The following is a 15,902-nucleotide window of genomic DNA, read 5'->3' as shown; positions in this document are numbered from 1 at the left end:
TGGTTCGTTGCGGCAGGGACGGGTTACGCCACGGCAAGCAGGCGACATCGGGCAGGATGGAACGTGTGGAACTGACGCTCACGCTGGACGCCAAGTCCGAGAAGCCACTCCAAGCGCAGGTTTTCGACCAGGTTCGGGTGATCATCCTGGACGGTCAGATCAAGGCCGGCATGGCACTGCCTCCGAGCCGACTGCTGGCGGAGCGACTCCGAGTTTCCCGCAACACGGTGATGCTAGCCTACGAACGCCTTGCGGCGGAGGGCTACGTCAAGGCGCGCGGCACGGCGGGCCTATTCGTCGAGCCGATCTCACCGGACAGTCTTCTACTGATCCAACAGGGCAGTCGGTCGTTCACGAACGGCCCGGTGCCGGACGTGTCGAGCGAGCCCCTGCTTTGCTTCGCAGGTTCGCCCGGCGGGGGCGGCGACCGGCCCGAACTCGATTTCTGGGTTGGGCGGTCCGACCCGGCCGGGTTCCCGCTGGCCATCTGGCGCCGGATCGTAACGCGGCTCCTGGCGCGGGAGACGGCCTACCTTACCGATTACTGCGATCCGGCCGGCCTCCCGGATTTGCGCATGGCCATCAGCACGCACCTACGGCGCGCCAGAGCGGTGGCTGTGACCGAGGATCAGGTCATCGTGACCACGGGTGGGCAGGACGCCCTCAACCTCGTGTTCAACCTGCTGAAGGGACATACCCGGCAGCTCTGCATCGAGAACCCCTGCTATCTCGGAGCCTCGCTGATCTTTAGGAACGCCGGCTTGGAGATCCATCCTATGCCGGTCGACGGCGAGGGCCTGCGCACGGACCTTTTGCCCACGGCCAAGGGCAGCCTGCTCTACGTCACGCCCTCACACCAGTTCCCCACTGGGGCCACGATGCCGCTGACGCGGCGCCTGGCCCTGCTGCGATGGGCGGAGGAAACCGACAGCTACATCGTCGAAGACGATTACGACAGCGACTTCCGGTACGACGGGCCGCCGCTGACGGCCCTGGCCGGTCTCGACGGCGGCCGGCGCGTCTTCTACGCCGGAACGTTCTCGAAGTCCGTAGGCGCCGGACTGCGCATCGGTTTCGCCACGGTCCCGCGCATGTTCTGGGACGAGGCGCGGATGCTGAAGGCACGGATGAGCAACGGTCAAGCCTGGCTTGAGCAGGCCGCGCTCGCTGCCTTTATCGACGAGGGGCACTTCGACCGGCATCTGCGACGCCTGAGACAGGTCTACAAGGCGCGCCGGGACTGCCTCGTCGGAGCGCTGAGTAGGACGTTCGACGGAGCAGTCGTCCTCGGCGGGGAGAGCGGCCTGCACCTGGTCTGGCGCCTCCCACCCGGCTTTCCGCCCGCACGGCAGATCCAGCTGCTCGCGCGCGAGCAGGGCATCGGCGTCTACGCTCTTTCGAGCGGGGCGGCCTACGATTTCGACCCTGGGGCACGGGACGACATGTTGGTCTTCGGATACTCATCGCTCAACGAAATGCAGATCGAGACAGCAGTCGGCGAATTGCAGCGGATATTGCTTGGACAAGCAGACCGCGGCGAAGGCACGTTTTAGGTCTGCTTCATAGCACCCATTGGAATTGTTTCTTCGGCGTAGTTGGGTCGGAGACGGAAAGTCCTCTTCCGGATCAAATGCGGCGGTCCGGTTGCCATCCCGAGCCGCAGTTGCCGAATGGCTAAGAAATGGTTGCTTTCGAGAAGTTTCGAGTGCTGCTCGTATGGCTGGCTTGGGTCGGATGCGGAATGACCGCCTCCGGACAGGCAGCCAACTTCAGCTTATGGCGCGCAGCTGCGGTGTAGCCGGGTCGCAGTGAGATGCTGATGGCTCCTCAAACGGAGTTCCATCATGCCTTCAACCAGCAACACCACCCGCCAACCGTGGAACCTTGGCCGCCTCATCGGTCCCAAACCGCCGTTCAAGCCAAAGCACATTTGGGCGATCCGCACCCGGCTGCAGCACGAGGGCCGCACTCGCGACCTCGCCTTGTTCAACACTGCCATCGACAGCAAGCTACGTGGCTGCGACCTCGTCCGCTTGCGCGTGGCAGACGTCCATCTTGGCGACGGCGTCCGCCTGCGCACCACCATCGTCCAGCAAAAAACTGGACGACCCGTCCCGTTCGAGCTGACCGAAACCTACGTGAGACGCTGACTGCCTGGCTCAAGCTGCGGGGGCTTCGTGCGAGTGATTGGCTGTTCCCAAGTCGCAGCCGCCCGGGCGAGCACCTGACGACGCGCCAGTATGGTCGGCTCGTCGACGAATGGGTAGCGCTGATCGGCCTCGACCCGGCGGGGTACGGTACGCACAGCCTGCGTCGGACGAAGGTCGCGCTAATCTACCGGCGGACGGGCAACCTGCGTGCCTGTCAGCTGCTGCTCGGCCACACCAAGCTGGAGAGCACGGTGCGCTACCTCGGTATCGAGGCAGACGACGCGCTGCTTATGTCCGAGCAGACTGACATCTAACCAACATCGCGGCGGCCTACTGCAGGCCGCCGCACCCAGTTCCCCACCGTCCTATAAGGGCGCCAAGCAGCGGATTGGGTCTGACCGGAAAGAGATGGTGCGCTTCCAAGTAAGCGCGGCAGAGAAATCAGACGCTCGCCTCGGAGGTTTTAGAACGGGAGGAGCCGCCGAAAGCGGGCAATGTTCACGAGCGCAACGAGTGATGAGGCCACGTATGTGAGGGCGGCGGCGCGCAGTACGGTGCGGGCACCAGGCATGTCGCTGGCGTCAAGGAAGCGACCCGTCTCCAGGATGGGCAGGGCCCGGCGGAAGCTCGCATCGAGTTCGACAGGTAGCGTCAGGAAGTGGAAGAGGAGGCGGACGCCAAGGAGCGCCATGCCGATACCCACCTGCAGGACGAGCAGGACAGGCGAATGAACGAAGGCGAGCACCACGGGCGCGGTCATCATCACCACGGCCGCGGCGAACTCGAAGCCCTGCACAACCGGGGCGAACCTCACCCGCGCTGCGAGAAGTCGGTCCCCCGCCGCGTGCTGGAGCGCATGGGCAACCTCGTGTGCCGCGACCGCGACCGCCGTGATCGAGCGGCCATCATGGTTTTCCGGCGATAGCCGCACAACGTTCGCGACCGGATCGTAGTGGTCGGCTGGCGCGATCTCGACGAGGACGTGCTCCAGCCGCGCCAGATCGAGGAGATGGCGGGCGAGTTCGCCGCCGGTTCCAGGCAAGTCCGGCCGCTCGGTGGCGTGTTGCTGCATCGCCCGGCGCACCCACCATTGGGGGCCGAATACCAGAACGAACAGGAGGAGAGCGCCAAGCGCTAGGAGGACGGGCACAAGGACAATGTAGGCACACGGCCGTATCCGTTAAAGCGCGGCGCCCGATCCAAGATGTTCCCCGTCCGACAATCGCACGACAAGCGTCAAAGACCGGACTGGGTGGAGAGTGGGCTCTGGCCTCTCGCCCCGAAGCGGACGTTCCGCCTCTAATACAGGGCGTGGAGGCTCAGCGAACGAGGAGCTGTGATGACAATTCGTACCTTAAGCCGTCTGGGCCGATTTTCCGAACATACGTGACCAGACGCCACCCACTATAGCGGATTTGTCAAGATCATGAATGTCCTGACTGTAGCGGCCGGTATAAAGCTCCACAATCATTCTATCTCTATCTCTACCGGAAACCTTAAATATAAATTTCACTGTATATGGGCGATTCGCCAAAATCTCAGAAATTTTCTCGATTGTGCAGTGAAGAAGCGGGAATCCTTCGGTCTTAACGGTTATAGTCTGGCCTAGGCTAAACTTAGGATCGAACTCGAACTCGGCAATTCCACTTTCTAAAGATAGGCTGACGATCCGTGCGGCGTGGTAGCGAGCACCAGGACCAACGATATGTGCAGCCTCGTCCGTGGCGAAGCTCTCAGACAATGGGCGGGGCTTCTCGAAGCAGATGAGCGCAGCAACCATCAGGACAACGATGTTGATGACAGCCCAATATGCGGAGACGACTGAGAACTCCCCCTCGCCGATGCGAGACCATTCTGGCACGATGTTCACTATGAGGCCGAGCGCGGTAACTGCGATCAAGATCGCAATAGAGAAAAAGGTGTAGGCGTCGAATTCTGAATCCTCGTTGCCCGAGCCTTTGGGTGTGACCTTGAATGGTACCCCAAATGGCTTGACAAGGCTTGAGATCACCACTGGCAGCATGCGGAATGTGGCGAATGCTCCTACAGCACTGGAAACCAGGGGCAGATAGCGGGTTGGCGTGAGCCATCCCATCAGTAGAAAGTAGGCCGCTAGCACAGGAACTTGATAGTAGATAATATCCTCAGTGCCCGTAAAGAAAAGCGGTGCCGTGCCGGTCCATAGGTAAACTGCGGGAACGAGAAGTATTACAAGACGGACCGTGTATTGCACGAGCCATGAGAGCGGAATGAACATAATACGCTGAAAAAGATTTAGTCCCGGCCCCCGAAGTGGCCCGTTATGCAGGTAGATCGTCTGGATTCCACCCCGGCACCAGCGGCCTCGCTGCACGAAGTAGCCCTTCAGATTTTCCGCGGCGAGGCCCATTGACAATCGTTCGTTGAGATAGCGGGTCTTATAGCCCTTATTGAGCATCGATAGGGTAGTCAGAAGGTCTTCCGTGATCGAGTCATGCGGGAACCCGCCGATAACCTCCACAGCTGCTCTACGAGCAATAGAGCATGACCCGCAGCAGAAGCTTACATCCCATGCATCGCGGCTTGCTGCCATCTCGTCGAAGAACAGTCGCTGCTCATCGGGCCAAACCTTCTCCAAGCTCAGATTTGATTGTACTGGATCCTTGTTGAAGAAGTGCTGCGGCGTCTGAACAATGCCAATGGTTGGATCCTGAAAGAACGGTACAGTGCGTCGCAGGAAGTTCCGGTATGGCACAAAATCTGCATCAAAGATGGCGATGTAATCCCCGCGCGAGACTTTCAGCCCGTTGTTCATGTTGCCCGCTTTCGCGTGCGAATTATCCGGCCGAGTGACGTGAATGACGCCCTTCTCCTGGCAGTACTCGCGCAACCAGCCCCTTCGTTTGTCATCTAAGACATAGATGGTGAGCTTGTCCTTTGGGTAATCGAGGGCTAAAGCGCCGATGATTGTCCGTTCGAGCACATCGAGCGGCTCATTGTAGGTCGGGATGAAAACGTCAACGGTGGGGAGGCTCGCCGGGTCCTGAGCAAAATAATCTCGTTCCATGCGGTCCGCTTCCGTACTGCGGTCCACATATCGCCCCATCGTCACCAAGAAGATGAGAATGTCGGCGAACGCCCCCAACTCGACACAGAATACGAACCACGTCCAGAAAAAACTAAAACTGTAATCCAGAGGGTGCGGCAAGACAGTCGCAGTGAAGCGCCACCAAAGGTAGCGCACCGCTATGGCTAGAACAAACGTGCAGGTGACTGCTCTAGCCCACGTTTTATTTCGCGGCCAGTTCAGTGTAAAGATGAAGAAAAAGGCAGCAACGAGTAGCGTTGGTGCGAGGACTAAGTAATACTGAACCACAGGCTCTTCACCCAATGCAGCATTGGAATATTATTGCTAGCGCGCGCGATGCGTACCTGTACGGTTCGGCCTACCTGACAGAAATTGGCATAATCCGTTTGCATCTCACTCTTTGCCAAGGCAACGCGAATGCGCGCACTCTTGCCGCGGCTGACTGGTGGAACAGCTGCAAGTGTGACCTCCTCGACCGCCGCACTTGCGCCTCGCACTGAGACAACCTTTCCTGGGATCACTTCCGATGTTCCAAGCAGGCGGACCTCTGCGTCCTCGCCCGGCTTGATTTCATCGTAATCCACCTCATTGACCAGGATATCTACGAAGAGATCGCGGCAATCGAGCAGGCGCATCAGCTCGTTGCCCGCAATGACGTTCGATCCAGCTACAACATTGTTGCGCCAAATCACTCCCTGGAAGGGCATTTGCACGGGGGAGTACGTAAACCGATCATTGCGAGTTCGTTCAATGACCAATTGTTTGCTCAGCTGCTGGATTCGAGCGCGCTCTGTTATCGCTTGCGCCTCTACGTTAGCCATCTGAATCATAATTTCATCGGTACGCTGCTGGCTGTACGGTACATCGTTCCGTCCTTCGCCCACGAAGGTGCCCCGCTTTAGTGCTTCCAGCTGGTACCCAAGGCGATCAAGTTCGGCCTTTGCGATAGTACCCTCGTTACTTGCTGAAATTGACGCAGCACGCGCTTGTTCGACGGAACTGTTCGCCACTACACCCGTTACACCTAAAGTCTGCTTACGACTTAAATCGGCGTCCGCCGACACTTTATTTGCTTGAGCTGTGCTAATCCGCTGCTGGCGAATAACAATCTCTTGCTGAATGCTTTGGATACTCGCCTTTTGATACTCTGCAAGTCGCGATACAAGCTCCTTCTTCATCTCGGCTAGATGGCTCAACTGTGACTCTAGCGCCTTTAATTTTTCGCGCGACGCACCAAGATCAGCGTCTAGCTGAGCTTCGGCCGTCCGAGCAATGCGCATGTTGTGGATTTGAAAGACTTCAGTACCCTCCGGTAGCGACGTTCCCACTTTTGGAGGAGTATCGAAGATAACGCCTTCAATAGGCGCAGAGACGAGTGTGAAGCGAGCGTTCACCGTTCCATCAAGGCTGGTGTGCCCGGTTAATCTTGGGAGCACGGCAAGAATAGCGGCACCGAGTAAAAGGATTCCAACGAAAATGCGTACTGCTCGGCTGTTCCAGTTCATTTGCGATTCCTAAGGAAACCAATGATTACGTAGAACCGACTTCCCATTCGTTTAGGTGAATACTCAAATTTAAGCCAAACTCGATATCTTGTCCTGTAGGTTTGGAGGCAGTCTTCTGGCGTGGGATGGCAAGCAGTTCTTAGCGCCTGGAGAGCGCTGCCTGCCCGTTTCGCCCGTTCAGTTTTGATCGAGCAGCGGGTATGCCGCTTCGATATTATCGAGCAAGCCGCGGGATGACTAGGGGCTGAGCACGGGCAGGACCGGAAGACGATGACGACTGCTAGCTTAATAGCCAACGTGTAGTTGCGCGTCGGCTTGTCGTCGCGCTGGGCGATGTGATGGAAGACCTAAAAACGCCTGCCTTGGAAAAAGTTCCTCAGTCATGTGGGCTTTGCCGCTGATAATTTTGAAGAACGGGCAGTCACTAATCCACCCAACCCGGCCGTACCCTCTGTTTCACCAAGCTGCCTGGAGGCGGACCTTCTCAACGTCTGCAAAGGGTCGACACCGGACGGTCGCATACCTGCAACTAAATGTCTGTTTCCGGGCCGGAGGCCAACTTCCGCTCTTGGCGCTTTGCCGACGGAACAAAATGGCGGCGAGCGTCCATCTGATAGGACTGCATGGATAGTCGGTGAAGCCTAGCAAGTGCTCTTTCACTTTGCGCTGCCGCCGCAAGCGTCAGGATGCTTGCTCCAGACCATGGGTGCGTTCATGAGCGCGGAGATACCGAACCCTTCCGGCAATGTGCCGGCGATCGCCGCCTGGATGAGGGATGGAGCCAGGAAGGCAAGGTTGAGGGTCATGCGCACCGAGCGCTCGCTGCAGCCTTCCGCTATGGCGATGGCATGGGTGTCCGCCACGCGGCCGCTGACAAGATCGTCGAGCCAGAAGCGCGCCTTGGCGATCCCGTCGACAAGACGGGCCCGGGTCTCGGCCCGCATCGGCCGGGGCGGCGCTGGCCCTTCATCGCCTTCAGCGCGGATGACCTCGCACCGACGACGGCTCGGCCGGGCTGACCACGGTACACGGAGGGAGGGAGGCTCGATTGCTCCTGCTTCGCCCGCTCTGTGGTCGTGCTCTGCCCCATCCGGCGGGACGAAGCTGATAGCAAGATGGCTCGGGTGAACGACGATGCGGCCAACCTGGGCGAACAAGTGCGTCTCATCGTTCGGGAAGGGGAGGTCAGGGGAGGGCGGTGTAAGCGCCTCCCGCACGGCCTGCTCGATCTCGGGTGCAGACACCCGCGGGACCGAGCCGGCCTTGCCGCGCTGTCCCGTCTCGAGCGCACGTGAGACGTAGTAGCGGTAGCGGAGCGCCCCCTTCCTGGCCGAGCTCGGCGTCATCCGGTTGCCGCGGTCATCGTAGAGCAGCCCCGTCAGCCACGAGCCGGTGTTGCCCCGGAGGGAACCTTGCGCCTGCGCCTTCTCGCTTAGCGCCGCCTGGACCGCATCGAACAGCTCGCGCGGGACGATGCCCTCGTGCTCTCCGGGATAGTGCCGGTCCTTGTGGATCACCTCGCCGATATAGACCCGGTTGCGCAGCAGATAGGCCAGCGGACCCTTGGTGAAGGCGATGCCGCCCCGGATCGTGCCATCCCGGCGCGGGGTTCGCTTGGTCAGGATGCCCTGGACCTGCAGATCGACCGCCAGCCCGTTGAGGCAGCCGAGCGCGAGGTAGCGCTCGAAGATCGCCCGCACTCGCGGCCCCTCATCGGGGCAAGGGACCAGCTTCTTGTCATGGACGCGGTAGCCCAGTGGGACGGGTCCACCCATGCGCATGCCCTTGCGCTTCGAGGCCGCGATCTTGTCGCGGATGCGCTCGGCCGTGACCTCGCGCTCGAACTGGGCGAACGACAGCAGGACGTTGAGCGTCAGCCGTCCCATGCTGTTGGTGGTGTTGAAGGCCTGGGTCACCGAGACGAAGGAGACGCCGTGCGCGTCGAACAGCTCGACGAGCTTGGCAAAGTCCGAGAGAGCACGGGTGAGCCGGTCGACCTTGTAGACCACCACCACATCGACGCGCCCCGCCTCGACCTCGGCAAGCAGCCGCTGCAGGGCCGGCCGCTCGAGGCTGCCACCCGAGACACCGCCATCGTCGTAGGCCTCGGGCAGCAGGCGCCAGCCCTCATGCGCCTGGCTCTTGATGTAGGCCTCGGCGGCCTCGCGCTGGTTGTCGAGGGAGGTGAAGGCCTGATCGAGCCCGTGCTCGGTGGATTTGCGGGTGTAGATCGCGCAGCGCAGAGCCTTGGGGGCGTGGGTCTTCGACGGCAGGGCCTTGGCATGCAGCGGCTTGGAGGGGGATGCCATCACGCGATCCCCCCCTTGGCCAGAGCCGAAAAGGACTCGTCGCCGCTGCTTGGCGCCCTGGTGGCTCCCTTGTCCCGAAGCCCGAAGAAGCGGGGTCCGTTCCAGCGGGTGCCGGTGATCGCGCGGGCGACTTCCGACAGGCTGGCATAGGTCGTCTCCCTCCAGGCAAACCCACCCGTCATCACGGTGACGGTGTGGACCTCACCCCCGAACTCCCGCACCAGCAGCGTGCCGGGCCGAAGCCCGGGCGTCGGGATCGGCGGGACGAGGGGCGGTGCCTTCGGCTTGGCCGCGCGTTCGGCGGCGGCGCGCCGGCGCAGGCGCTCCTTCGCAATCCGATCGAGCAGTCGGGCACTGTCGCGATCGAGGTCGCCCAGGGCCTTGGCCTGGATGCGGTAGGCGAGAAGCCGCACGATCAGGGTTCGGGACAGATGCGGGGGAGGGGCCGTTCGCAGATGCTGGCGCCACCGGATGCGAAGATCACCCAGATCGAGGGAGGCAAGCCTCTCGATCTCGGCCTTGAGCTGGGGGCTGATCGCGGCAGCCATCACCGGGCCTCCGTCGTGGCATCGTCGGTCAGGCGATAGGCGGTCCGACCCTCCGCATCGCATCCCTTCGTGAGGATCATCCCTCGCTTGCGCAGGCCGGTCAGGGCGGCGCGCGTCGAATGGGCGAGCCAGCCGGTGGCGGCCATCAGGTCGGCGAGCGTGGCGCCCTCGTCACGCTGCAGCATCGCGATGATCAGCGCCTGCTTCGTGCCGGATCGCGGCTTTGTCTCAGCCCCGTCTGCTCCGGCATCGAGACCAAGGCTTTCCCGACCGGTTGGCGTGAGGCGTAGCCCGATCGGACCGCGCTGGTCTTGGTGCCAGTGCGGCTCATCCGCGGTGACAACGACCTCGACCGCCAGCGCGGTCTTACACAGCTTGGCGGACTGCACCTTGGCCGCTCGGGCGTTCAGCCTGGCGGGACGGGCGATCAACTGGTCGTGGGATTCGGCGGCAGCCGTGAGCAGCGCCTGGTGTGTCTCGTCGATCATTACGGGTGGCCTCGCGATGGGTCGGCAGCGGGTCTGCTGCCACCAGCGCAACCCCGCGGATCGCGAAGGATCGGCAGGGGGTCGAGGGCGCACCGCGCCGGCGGCCTCAAGGACGCTGACAGTTCCGCTCCATTCGCAGCGCAAGTCCAGTCCGAAGTGGCGGTCATCGCTCACACGCCAGTGCACAGCCACTACCGAACCACGGCTCTGCTAGCCTGCGAACCGGTCTCCAGCTAGGCCACCTAAAATGCTGCGGAAGCTGCACCGGCGGCAGGCGAGAAACCGGCCGAAATCGCCGAGAATCATGCCCGCAGGACCGCCCCGGAGAAGAGGCCACAAAGCGGCAGCTTTTCGCTATGCCCTTGAGACGCCGCACGTCTCCCGCCAAACGCGAACGTCCGTCGTTCGCGGGGAGCGAGTGGTGGGGCACGCATCCTGTCGGAACCGGTCTCTGGCGCCGTTTCCCTGCTAACAGGGAAAACAACAGGGAAAACCGAGTGATGCAGTTCCTGGGCTCGGTCTAGGGCGGCAATACAGCAGCCAAGGCAATGACTTAAGGAGCAATTCCCTGCGCAGCGGAACAGGGAATGCTCCCAGCCAAACAGGGAGCGCGTATCGGCGAAACAGGCAAGCCGACCGGTGGGATCAGGGCTCGTCCGGGCTCTCCGGCTGCATGAGGTTTTCAGGGGTCACGGGGGGCTTAGATATCTTTAAGCTTCGAGCGCATATCGCCAGCGTCGACGAACCGAACAGTGATACCGGGGTGTTGCCTCCGTCGATCGTCCAGGGCCGCCAGCCGTTCCTCGGGCGACATCCCATCGAACTCAGTCGCCGGTGCCAGGGCCTTGATGGTATCATAGAGGAGCTTGGCCGCCCTCATATCTCCCTGCAGTGCCTTCCGGGTGAGCTGCTGGGCGAGTGCCTCGATCTGAGTGGTCCGATCGCGCGACCATCCTTGGTGACGGCAATCCCCCCATCTCCTCGACGCGATCACGCCGCACCAGAAACGAGGTCCCCACGCAGAAAGTGCAGCCCCAGGCATCTTTGGCGGGCTGGAACACATCGAAGAAGATTCGCTGATCGTCGACCCAGGCCTCGGACGCCATCAGGTTGTGCTGGATGGGATCGGCGTTGAAGAAGAATTGCGGGGTCTGGACGTCGGCCGCCCGTTCGTCGTGGAAAAGGCCTACGGCGCGGCGGAGGATGTTGGGTGCCCCCGCGAAATCCGCGTCGAGCACCAGGATGATCGGTGCGTTGGACTGGTTCGCGGTATGGCGCAGGGAGTTATTCAGGTTGCCGGCCTTAGCGCCTTGGTTGTCGGGCCGCGTGTCGTAGTTCGCCCCGACCTCCTCGCAATAGGCCCACAGCCAGTCGCGCCGGGTGTCGTCGCAGATCCAGACCGCGGCGTTCGGATAATCCACCGCCAATGCCGGGATGATCGACTTCTCGACCACATCCAGGGGCTCGTTGTAGGTGCAGATTGTCAATCGTGCGCATCATCTCGACGAGCGAGCGGCCGAGGCGATCGAGATCCCAAACCACCAGCACGTCCGTGGGGCGCAGACAGGCAAGGGCAGCCTCGAACTGAGGCCGCTTCGTAATGGCCGTTCGCAGCCGGCCTTGGTCAGCGTATCGCGCTGAAGGTCAAGGTTTTGATCGAGGGTGGAAACGCAGGCATATCCAACAAGCATGTCGGGATAGTGATTCAGGCACGTTTATCTAGCAATAGAAAACGAGTCTTATTTCCCCGACAGAAACGGAGCCGTTCAGCCGATATAAGGAGAGCATTCTCAATATGTCGGGAAAACGAACGTTTTCACGACACGCAAATCGTTCGCGTATGTCCTCATGTGGAACTCAGTCGAACAAGAGCTTCAGCTCAATGTCGCGTTGATTGGCATTATGGAACGGCTGTTCTCCTCTGATTGGCTAAGCTCGGCGGGAACCTGAGCGCTTTGCACAGAGTTGGGCGCGAGTTGTGTCAGCGAGTGTCACAGCCTGTGCTCTCGTGCCCCTGAACCACTCATGCCGACACGCATCGCCAAGAACGTCTCGATCACGCCCGAACTCCTGCAGTTCATCCAGGCCCGGATCGCATCTGGCCGTTATCAGAATAGCAGCGAGGTCATGCGGGCTGCCCTGCGCGCGCTCGAGCGCGAGGAGATGGTGGATCAAGAGCGACGGGGCCAGCTAGCGAACACACAGGTGCAGTCATGAACCTGCCCGAGCAGACGGAGGATGAAGATCCGCCGCGGATCTCGACCGGAAGTGCCGCGCTCGACAATATCCTCGGCGGTGGCCTCGATCGCAACCGCATGTACCTCTACGAAGGCCGGCCTGGCACGGGTAAAACGACAATTGCCTTGCAGTTCTTGTTGGAGGGGGCCCGTCAGGGTGAGCGGGTCCTCTACATCACGCTTTCGGAGACACAGCAGGAGCTACGGCTTGTCGCCCGACGCCATGGCTGGTCGCTCGATCAGATCGACATCTTCGAGCTCATTTCGCCAGAAACCACGCTCGACCCAGACCGCGAACTCACCATCCTGCATCCAGCCGAGATGGAGCTCAGCGAGACCACCAAGCTCGTGTTTGAGCGTGTCAGCGAGATCAACCCGACCCGTATCGTCTTCGATAGCCTCTCCGAACTTCGGCTCTTAGCGCAGAGCTCGTTGCGCTATCGCCGTCAGGTACTGGCGCTCAAGCACTTCTTCACCAGCCGCTGCAGCACCGTCATCCTGCTCGACGACCTCTCATCGCAGGAGAACGACCTTCAGCTGCACTCGATCTCGCACGGGGTCGTTCTGCTGGAGCAAATTGCCATCGACTATGGAGCCGAGCGTCGGCGTCTGCGTGTGATCAAAATGCGCGGCATCCGCTTCCGCGGCGGCTATCATGACTTCACGATCGAGAAGGGCGGCCTCGAGATCTATCCCCGCCTCATCGCGGCCGAGCATCACACGCCCTTCGTGGGTGAGTTCGTCTCGAGCGGCAACGCCGAGCTCGACAACCTGGTCGGCGGTGGTCTCGAACGAGGCACCAACGCCCTGCTCATTGGACCGGCAGGCGTCGGCAAATCCACCATCGCTTTGTCGTATGCCGTTACGGCAGCCGAGCGTGGGGAAAACGTCGCTTTCTTTGCTTTCGACGAGAACCGTGGGACGATCGAAGCCAGGGCTCGCAGCCTCGGCCTTGGCCTCCAGCCCGCTCTCGATGCCGGCCTGATCTGTCTGCAGCAGATCAATCCTGCCGAGCTCTCACCCGGCGAATTCGCGGCCATCGTTCGGCGTAGCGTTGAAGCGGGCGGTGCCCGGGTCGTCGTGATCGACAGCCTTAATGGCTATCTCAACGCCATGCCGGACGAGCGCTTCCTGATCCTGCAGATGCACGAGTTGCTCACCTACTTGGCCCAGCAGGGGGTCCTCACCATCCAGGTCCTGGCCCAGCACGGTCTCGTTGGTCCGACCCAGACCCCACTCGACATCAGCTATCTCAGCGATGCGGTGCTGATGCTGCGCTACTTCGAGGCCGAGGGCGTTGTCCGACGCGCTGTTTCCGTCGTGAAAAAGCGCAGCGGCCGCCACGAGCACACGATCCGGGAGTTCGTCCTGAGCTCAGAAGGGATCACCGTCGGACCGCCGCTCAAGAACTTCACCGGGATCTTCTCGGGCTCGCCACGCTACTCAGGCGACGCCACACCCCTCATGCCGGTCGATGAACATGTTGCAAGCTGAACGAGACAGCGGGCGGGTGCTCATCTTCGCGCCGATCGGGCGAGATGGGCCGGCCTCGGCGGAGCTATGCCGTCGCGTCGGTTTGCCAGCCGAGATCTGTCTGACTCTGGCGCAGCTGCTGGAAGGCGTTGAGGCAGGCGCGGCCGCGGTGCTGGTTGCGGAGGAAGGTCTGTTTGGAAAGGACCTGCTGCCGCTCTTCGCATGCGTCGAAGGCCAGCCGGCCTGGTCAGACCTGCCGTTCGTGATCCTGACCAGCCGTCAGGAGCAGCCCGCAGTCGCCGCGTGGCGTCAACGCCTCGTCAAATCGCTGCGCAACGTCTCCCTTCTGGAGCGGCCGGTGCACGCGATTACGCTGACGAGCAGCGTCCAGGCGGCGGTCAGAGCTCGCCTGCGCCAGTACGAGGTGCGCGCGCTCCTCGAAGCCCGTGATCGAGCGGCACAGGAGCTGGAGGCGCTGGTCATCGCCCGCACCAGCGAGCTCGAAGAGGCCAACCGTCAGCTGCGCAAGCAGATGTTTGAGCGAGCCCAAGTCGAAGAAACCCTGCGGCAGGCTCAGAAGATCGAGGCCATCGGCCAGCTGACCGGCGGGGTCGCGCACGACTTCAACAACCTGCTTATGGTGATCTCGGGCGGGCTCGACATGCTCGATCGCCAGACCGATCCCAACCGTCGCAAGCGCCTCATGGACGGGATGCGGCAGGCCGCCCAGCGGGGTGCTGGTCTGACACGCCAACTGCTCGCCTTCTCGCGCCGGCAGTCCCTAGCCCCGGAGGCGGTTGATCTCGCGCGTCAGATTGGAAGCATGCGCGAGCTGCTCGATCGCAGCTTGCGCGGTGACGTGCACGTCCGTCTGGAATTCGCGCCGGACCTTTGGCCGATCGAGGTCGATCCCGGCGAGCTCGAACTTGTCGTCCTGAACCTTGCCGTCAACGCCCGCGACGCCATGCCGGAAGGCGGTACCATCCTGGTGCGGGCCGAGAACGTACCCGCATCACCAGGATCTGAGGGCGACTTCGTGCGCCTTTCTGTCGTTGACACGGGAACGGGGATGCCTCCGGAGGTGAGAGCCCGCGTGTTCGAGCCGTTCTTCACGACGAAGGACATCGGCAAAGGATCCGGTCTTGGACTAGCGCAGGTACATGGCTTTGCGACCCAGTCCGGGGGCACCGTGGAGATCAAGAGCGAGGCCGGACAAGGCACCAGCGTCATGCTGCTTCTGCCGCGCTCTGACCGGACACCCGCAGCCGATCAGCATCACCTGATTGACTTGCACGTGAACCGCCCGACGGCAGGGTCGGTGGGATGTGTGCTCCTCGTCGAAGACGACGACGAGGTCGCTGCCCTGGTCGCCGAGATGCTGGGCCAGCTCGGATATGAGGTCGTTCGCGTAGCCAGCGCTCGCGCAGCACTCGGCGCGTTAGCGAACGGTCGAGCAGTCGATATCGTCGTGTCCGATATCATGATGCCGGGTGGCATGAACGGCGTCGACCTGGCGCGAGAGGTGCGACGCCGCCGTGGTGAGCTCCCGATCTTGTTGACCAGTGGCTATGCGGAAGCGGCCAAGCGAGACGCGGATGCGGAGGGGGTCCGCATTCTTCCGAAGCCCTACCTGCTGACTGAGCTAGCGGCCGCAATTCAGGTCGCTATCGATCAGAACACGAAGGGCCCACACGCACCGTGGACCCACTGAGGCTCACATGCGCGGACACGCAGTTCTCGCTTCAACCGCCCAAAATCACCATCGCCGAGGTTACACACTCAGGCCGACGCACGCTCTGCCTTGCCATAATGCTCGCAGCCGCGCCTCACTGGGAAGGAACGATTTAAAAAAAATTACTAACCACCGCCGATGCCGGTAATGACCTTGCCGGTGCCCTTGCACTCGGGACAGGCTTTCCCCTCGATTATACCGGTTCCGCTACAATCAGGGCAGAGGTTCTCACCTGTTCCAGGAGTTCCTAGCGTTGCCTCGTCTCCGGGTTTTGCTGCGTCACTGTCAGACATCCAGCCCTCCCACGTAGAATAGAACTGAACGAACCGCATCATAGTGCGTTCCACCACCTGATCTCAGACGAACCATTCTAGGGCGCCCGTACGGGCAAGC

The 15,902-nt window shown here is 61.6% G+C and carries 10 protein-coding genes and 3 pseudogenes; 5 read left to right on the top strand and 8 right to left on the bottom strand.

Annotated elements, in window-relative coordinates:
- Positions 1-65: 65 nt before the first annotated feature.
- Together pdxR and ACYQOP_RS21220 are read left to right on the top strand one after the other, a co-directional pair.
- Entirely contained in the window at positions 66-1,553 is a 1,488-nt protein-coding gene (pdxR, locus tag ACYQOP_RS21225; protein ID WP_461223887.1) for a MocR-like pyridoxine biosynthesis transcription factor PdxR, read from the top strand.
- Positions 1,554-1,844: 291 nt separating this feature from the next.
- Positions 1,845-2,464, top strand: a pseudogene (locus tag ACYQOP_RS21220) (tyrosine-type recombinase/integrase).
- Positions 2,465-2,613: 149 nt separating this feature from the next.
- Here the strand turns inward: ACYQOP_RS21220 and ACYQOP_RS21215 are convergent.
- The 8 genes and pseudogenes from ACYQOP_RS21215 to ACYQOP_RS21180 form a co-directional block, all read right to left on the bottom strand.
- Entirely contained in the window at positions 2,614-3,300 is a 687-nt protein-coding gene (locus tag ACYQOP_RS21215; RefSeq protein ID WP_461223885.1) for a zinc metallopeptidase, read from the bottom strand.
- A gap of 204 nt (positions 3,301-3,504) precedes the next feature.
- Entirely contained in the window at positions 3,505-5,505 is a 2,001-nt protein-coding gene (locus tag ACYQOP_RS21210) for a glycosyltransferase family 2 protein (protein ID WP_461223883.1), read from the bottom strand.
- The gene (locus ACYQOP_RS21205; protein WP_461223881.1) at positions 5,487-6,722 is read right to left on the bottom strand and encodes an HlyD family secretion protein; all 1,236 of its coding nucleotides are present in this window, start codon (positions 6,720-6,722) and stop codon (positions 5,487-5,489) included. The genes ACYQOP_RS21210 and ACYQOP_RS21205 overlap by 19 nt, the downstream gene beginning before the upstream one ends.
- 656 nt (positions 6,723-7,378) lie before the next feature.
- Positions 7,379-9,031: a recombinase family protein gene (locus ACYQOP_RS21200; RefSeq protein ID WP_461223879.1), complete on the bottom strand. Its 1,653-nt coding sequence runs from the start codon at positions 9,029-9,031 to the stop codon at positions 7,379-7,381.
- Positions 9,031-9,579 (bottom strand): DUF2924 domain-containing protein, encoded by a 549-nt coding sequence (locus tag ACYQOP_RS21195; protein WP_461223787.1) that lies wholly within the window; start codon positions 9,577-9,579, stop codon positions 9,031-9,033. Before ACYQOP_RS21195 ends, ACYQOP_RS21200 begins: the two co-directional genes overlap by 1 nt.
- Complete coding sequence (locus tag ACYQOP_RS21190; protein WP_461223877.1) at positions 9,579-10,067, bottom strand: DUF3489 domain-containing protein; 489 nt, start codon at positions 10,065-10,067, stop codon at positions 9,579-9,581. The genes ACYQOP_RS21195 and ACYQOP_RS21190 overlap by 1 nt, the downstream gene beginning before the upstream one ends.
- Before the next feature lie 962 nt (positions 10,068-11,029).
- Positions 11,030-11,548: pseudogene (locus ACYQOP_RS21185) on the bottom strand (glycosyltransferase); the annotation flags it as partial.
- A pseudogene (locus ACYQOP_RS21180) lies at positions 11,535-11,758 on the bottom strand (recombinase family protein); the annotation flags it as partial. The pseudogenes ACYQOP_RS21185 and ACYQOP_RS21180, both read right to left, overlap by 14 nt.
- A 334-nt stretch (positions 11,759-12,092) precedes the next feature.
- Here ACYQOP_RS21180 and ACYQOP_RS21175 point away from each other — a divergent pair.
- From ACYQOP_RS21175 to ACYQOP_RS21165, 3 genes are read left to right on the top strand one after another with little or no spacing between them, the layout of a single operon-like run.
- On the top strand, positions 12,093-12,284 hold the full coding sequence (locus tag ACYQOP_RS21175; RefSeq protein ID WP_461223875.1) for a type II toxin-antitoxin system ParD family antitoxin: 192 nt from the start codon (positions 12,093-12,095) through the stop codon (positions 12,282-12,284).
- Complete coding sequence (locus ACYQOP_RS21170; RefSeq protein WP_461223873.1) at positions 12,281-13,798, top strand: ATPase domain-containing protein; 1,518 nt, start codon at positions 12,281-12,283, stop codon at positions 13,796-13,798. Before ACYQOP_RS21175 ends, ACYQOP_RS21170 begins: the two co-directional genes overlap by 4 nt.
- The gene (locus ACYQOP_RS21165) at positions 13,788-15,488 is read left to right on the top strand and encodes an ATP-binding protein (RefSeq protein WP_461225414.1); all 1,701 of its coding nucleotides are present in this window, start codon (positions 13,788-13,790) and stop codon (positions 15,486-15,488) included. The genes ACYQOP_RS21170 and ACYQOP_RS21165 overlap by 11 nt, the downstream gene beginning before the upstream one ends.
- The last annotated feature ends 414 nt before the right edge of the window (positions 15,489-15,902 follow it).

Source organism: Methylobacterium sp. CM6247 (assembly GCF_054817925.1).
This window is presented reverse-complemented; position numbering and strand designations above follow the sequence as displayed.